Raw genomic sequence first — 4,975 nt, forward strand, 5'->3', positions numbered from 1 at the left:
CATATATGTAATGTTGATACGTCAAAATAAGTCACATGATGTTAAAGAAAATTTTAATCACAAGTGCAACAGTAACTGGTATGACGTTGGGGGTTCTCGGCGCGCAACTTAAAGCTGAAAGTCATCCAACGGATGCCGCTTCATTAAACGAACAAGTTAATGTAAAAGCGGTAGACCGAGCTGTTGCTTCATTAGCTGACGTGAAGTCAGTCCAATTGTCAGTCAGTCAAGCAGTGGCGGCACATGCTACTGCTGAACAAGACACAACACCAGCGGCAACTGCGCCGGCTGAAGCAGCACCAGCTGTGGCCGTTGCAGAACCAGTTGCGACACCGGCACCAACAGCGCCGGCAGCTGCGCCTGCTGTTGTGACACCAGTTGTAACACCAGCCAAGCCAGCTGAAGCAACACCAGCACCAGTTTCTGGTGATTTGCAATGGTTAATCGCGCGTGAAAGTAGCGGTAACGTTAACGCACAAAACGGGCCTTACTATGGGATTGGCCAATTAAGCGAAAATTATTATGCCAAATACGTCCCAGGCCAAAACTATCGCGGTAACTACGCGGTGCAACTTGAAGCCATGCAAAAATATATTGCTGATCGTTATGGCACAGTGGCGCAAGCCATTGCACATTGGCAAGCGAACAACTGGTATTAAGCCTTGTTTGGTGTGAATCATACGGTTCAAATGTAAAAGTACACTCCGGTGTGCTTTTTCTATTTTGGTCCTAATTTGTCCACGACAAGAGTGTTGTCAAATTTAGTGGCAGAGTAGTGTATAATAGAATAGAATAAATAAACTGGATGATGATTTGCATGCGCTTAGAACAATTTACGCCAACCTATATGGTTGAAAGAATATATGATTTGACAGTTGACGACCTGAAAGCTCATGGCGTCAAAACGGTCCTAGCTGATCTGGATAATACGTTACTTGCTTGGAACAATCCAAATGGCACCCCTGAATTGCGTCAGTGGTTAGCTGATTTACGTGAGGGTGGGATCGAGTTGATTGTGGTGTCAAACAATACCACCAAACGCGTAGCGAAGGCCGTTGAACCGTTAGGGGTACAATTCGTTTCCTGGTCGCTTAAACCATTACCAAGAGGTATTTTGCATGTTTTGCGAACACACCATCTTGATCGGCAATCGGTTATTATGGTGGGGGATCAAATGTTGACCGACATTTGGGCAGCACATGCAGCCGGCGTACGTAGTGTCCTTGTTAAACGTTTAATTGACTCAGACATGTGGCAAACGTGGCTTAATCGTAGTATTGAAAAGCAAGTGAAAAAAATTGTTTTTCGTGCACATCCAAACTTAAAATGGGAGAAATCACTTCGTGACAACTGAAGTAACGGACGCATATGTCCGAGAAGAATTAAATGATGGTTTGCGCTGCATTGGCTGTGGCGCTTTAATCCAGGTTGATGATCCAAATAAGTCGGGTTATCTGCCAATGAGTGCCTTAAAGAAGGCTATTGATCGGGATGAATTACTTTGCCAACGGTGCTTCCGTTTGCGGCATTATAATGAAATTCAACCCGTAGAATTGACTGATGATGACTTTGCGAGCTTGTTACACCAAATTTCCGACACACGCGCTTTGATTGTTTACGTGATTGATGTCTTTGATGTGACGGGTTCAGAAATTTCTGGCCTGCCACGCTTTGTGGGACAAGACAATCCAATTTTGGTAGTGGCCAACAAGGTAGACTTATTGCCAAAGTTATTGAACAAAAACCGATTGAAAAATTGGTTGCAAGCCGAATTGAAGGCGCAAGGCATTAAGCCAGTCGATATTTTCTTGACGTCAGCGACGCACCCACAAAATCTTGATGCGTTGTTGGCTGAAATTGATGAATTACGTGCCGGCCGTGATGTCTTTGTCGTTGGGGTAACCAATGTTGGGAAGTCAACGTTGATTAACCAAATTATTAAGACAAGCACAGGGGTGAAGGATTTAATTACGACCTCACGTTTCCCAGGGACAACGTTAGATCGAATCGAAATTCCGCTATCTGATGGGAAGCATTTGATTGACACACCAGGGATTATCAAGCGTGACCAAATTGCGCACGTGTTGTCGGACAAAGATTTGAAGTATGCGTTGCCTAAAAATGAAATTAAGCCACGCACTTACCAATTGAATCCAGAACAAACCCTATTTATTGGTGGGCTCGCTCGCTTTGATTTTGAATCAGGTGAACGTGCCTCATTTACGGCATATTTTGAAAATAATCTCAACTTACACCGGACAAAGCTGGCCGGTGCAGATGCTTTTTATGAGAAGCATGTTGGGACGTTATTAACACCGGCACCAAAAACAGCAACCCCACTTGTGAAGCACACATTTAAAACGACTGAAAAGAGTGATATTGTGTTTGCAGGTTTGGGTTGGATTTCTGTGCCAGCTGGCGTACAAGTCAGCGGTTGGGCACCACAGGGCGTTTCTGTCCTTATTCGAAAGGCAATGATTTAATGTTACAACTCACTGGAAAGCAAAAGCGCTTTTTGCGCGCACAAGCAAACACACTCTCACCTATTTTTTCTGTTGGTAAAAATGGGTTGACCCAAGCTTGGGTTGATGAAATTGTCTTGGCAATTGCCAAGCGTGAATTAATTAAAATTAGCATTCAGCAAAGTGCGGATGATTCAGCGCAAGCGGTGGCTGAATTTATTCAATCACACTCAGACATTACGGTCGCACAAGTGATCGGCCGGACGCTGGTGTTGTACTTGCCAGCGCAAGAAGATAAATATAAGAAAATTTCTGTGGCATTAGCAAAGATTTAATCAAAGGTAGTCATGTCAATGCAAGGGATAGCAACAACGATCACACAAAGGCAACTGCAGGAAGCCCCCGTGCAACCGCAACATCGTGTCGGTATTTTTGGTGGCACTTTTGATCCACCACATATTGGGCAATTGGTGTTAGCGGAAAGTATTGGGCGGCAATTGGGTTTGGAAAAGGTTTATTGGATGCCAAATGCGCAACCGGTAGACGGGCGCCATGCCAGTGCGATTGCGCCTGCGGATCGTGTTCAAATGGTTCGCCAAGCGATTATGTGCAATCCTTTCTTTGACCTTGAATTGATTGAAATCTATCATGGTGGGCCATCTTTGACCTATCAAACGATGTTGGCCCTGACGCAAGCGCATCCGGAAAATGCTTACACCTTCATCATGGGTGATGATCTCGTTGAAAAACTGCCAACTTGGGCACATATTGATGACCTGGTACAGTTGGTGCAACTAGCAGCCGGTAAAACGACGCAACAGGCAGGCCAATCGGACTATCCCATTATTTGGTGTGACGTACCCAAAATTCAAATTTCTGCTTCAGACATTCGGACAAAACTGCGGTTAAACCAAAGTATTCGTTATCTGGTACCAGAACGGGTGAGTTATTTTATTGAAGAATATCATTTATATCGGGGGCTATATGACTAAGTATTTTGATGGCAGTATTGCAGAACTCGAAACGCGTGTTGCCGCGCAACTGTCAGACTATCGTTTCCAACATGTCTTACGTGTCAGAGATTACGCGCTTAAATTAGCGAAACAGTATGGTGTGTCACCAGAAAAGGCTGAAATTGCCGCACTCGTGCATGACTATGCAAAAGAACGCGCTGATGAGGATTTTCTTGCTGTGATTCAGGCCAAGAATTTGGATCCTGATTTAGTGAATTGGGGTAATTACATTTGGCATGGTGTCGTTGGGGCAGAAATGATTCGTGATGAGTTGGGGATTGATGACCCAGACATCTTAACAGCGGTTCGGCAACACACAACGGGATCAGGGGCAGACATGTCTTTGTTATCACAGATTATTTTTATGGCAGATTACTTGGAGCTGGGGCGGACTTTTCCAGGGGTTGAAACAGCGCGTACTTTGACGGATCAATCACTGGCTGCCGGTATAAAATACCAAATTGTCCACACAGTTTTACGTTTGGTCGAAAAAGAAACACCGATTTATCCAAAGAGTATTACAACCTATAATTATTGGTTGCCCCGTGCTTAAGGGCAACGTATAAACGAAAGTAAAGGCAAATATTTTGACAACAGCATTAGATGTAAAAACAGTATTAGAAACAGCTATTAAGGCTGTAGATGACAAAAAGGCCAACAACATTGTGGCCCTTGATATGCAACAAGTCAGCTTGATGGCTGATTACTTTGTCATTGCCGATGCCGCTTCAAACCGGCAAGTACAGGCAATTGTGACGGAAGTAAAAGACAAAATTCAAGAAGCTGGTGGCGAAGTTAAGTTAATTGAAGGCTTCCAAGCAGCGGATTGGGTGTTGATTGACTTAGGCGACGTTATTGTCCATGTCTTTTCAACAGAACAACGTGATTTCTACAACTTGGAACGCCTCTGGCATGATGCACCATATGTTGATATCACAGAATTATTGGTAACTGATTAATTGAGATGAGCGGCAGCTCGTCTTTTTTCTGTTAAAATAGAACTTATGACAAACGAAAATTTACAAAATAATTATTCAACCTTTGCGGCGAAATACGATCAGTTATTTGATCAAGAGATGTATCGTGCCTGGGCAGACTTTGTGACCAGTCAAACGCAACCAAGCGATATCTTAGATCTTGGTGGTGGTGCCGGGCGATTGGCTGTTTTATTGGCGCAACGCGGTTACCAAGTTGATGTACTGGATATGTCGGCCGAGATGTTAACGTTGGCCCAACAGCACGCCGCCGCAGCTGGCGTGGATGTGAACTTGTTACAAGCCGATATGCGCGATTGGTCAGATTGGCAGAAAACCTATCCAACGATTGTGAGTTTTGCGGATGCGTTAAATTATTTGCCAACGTTGGCCGATTTTCAGGCAACCATCCGTGAAGTTGCCGCTCATCTGGAAAAGGGCGGTCAGTTTTTATTTGACGTCATTACACCGCATCAGGTTAATGTTGGTTATGCTGACTATTACTATAATAACGATGATGATGCCG

8 protein-coding genes are annotated in these 4,975 nt (G+C 44.2%); all 8 read left to right on the forward strand.

Features of this window, described 5'->3' with window-relative positions:
• Nucleotides 1-38: 38 nt before the first annotated feature.
• On the forward strand, nt 39-659 hold the full coding sequence (locus ACW12G_RS06120) for an aggregation-promoting factor C-terminal-like domain-containing protein (protein ID WP_455647523.1): 621 nt from the start codon (nt 39-41) through the stop codon (nt 657-659).
• A 158-nt stretch (nt 660-817) separates the two neighbouring features.
• Nucleotides 818-1,354: a YqeG family HAD IIIA-type phosphatase gene (locus ACW12G_RS06125; RefSeq protein ID WP_010002663.1), complete on the forward strand. Its 537-nt coding sequence runs from the start codon at nt 818-820 to the stop codon at nt 1,352-1,354.
• The gene (gene yqeH, locus ACW12G_RS06130) at nt 1,344-2,483 is read left to right on the forward strand and encodes a ribosome biogenesis GTPase YqeH (protein WP_055308285.1); all 1,140 of its coding nucleotides are present in this window, start codon (nt 1,344-1,346) and stop codon (nt 2,481-2,483) included. Before ACW12G_RS06125 ends, yqeH begins: the two co-directional genes overlap by 11 nt.
• Nucleotides 2,483-2,797 carry a ribosome assembly RNA-binding protein YhbY gene (yhbY, locus tag ACW12G_RS06135; RefSeq protein ID WP_029509879.1) on the forward strand — a complete coding sequence of 105 codons (315 nt, stop codon included), beginning with the start codon at nt 2,483-2,485 and terminating at the stop codon, nt 2,795-2,797. The genes yqeH and yhbY overlap by 1 nt, the downstream gene beginning before the upstream one ends.
• A gap of 18 nt (nt 2,798-2,815) precedes the next feature.
• Nucleotides 2,816-3,454, forward strand: coding sequence for a nicotinate-nucleotide adenylyltransferase (locus tag ACW12G_RS06140; RefSeq protein ID WP_455646363.1), 639 nt, complete (start codon nt 2,816-2,818; stop codon nt 3,452-3,454).
• Nucleotides 3,447-4,028 carry a bis(5'-nucleosyl)-tetraphosphatase (symmetrical) YqeK gene (yqeK, locus tag ACW12G_RS06145; RefSeq protein WP_029509877.1) on the forward strand — a complete coding sequence of 194 codons (582 nt, stop codon included), beginning with the start codon at nt 3,447-3,449 and terminating at the stop codon, nt 4,026-4,028. The genes ACW12G_RS06140 and yqeK overlap by 8 nt, the downstream gene beginning before the upstream one ends.
• Before the next feature lie 34 nt (nt 4,029-4,062).
• Nucleotides 4,063-4,434 (forward strand): ribosome silencing factor, encoded by a 372-nt coding sequence (gene rsfS, locus ACW12G_RS06150; protein WP_010001179.1) that lies wholly within the window; start codon nt 4,063-4,065, stop codon nt 4,432-4,434.
• A gap of 45 nt (nt 4,435-4,479) precedes the next feature.
• A partial coding sequence (locus ACW12G_RS06155; protein WP_455647522.1) for a class I SAM-dependent methyltransferase occupies nt 4,480-4,975 on the forward strand: 496 nt, incomplete at its 3' end.

Source organism: Leuconostoc sp. (genome assembly GCF_965300815.1).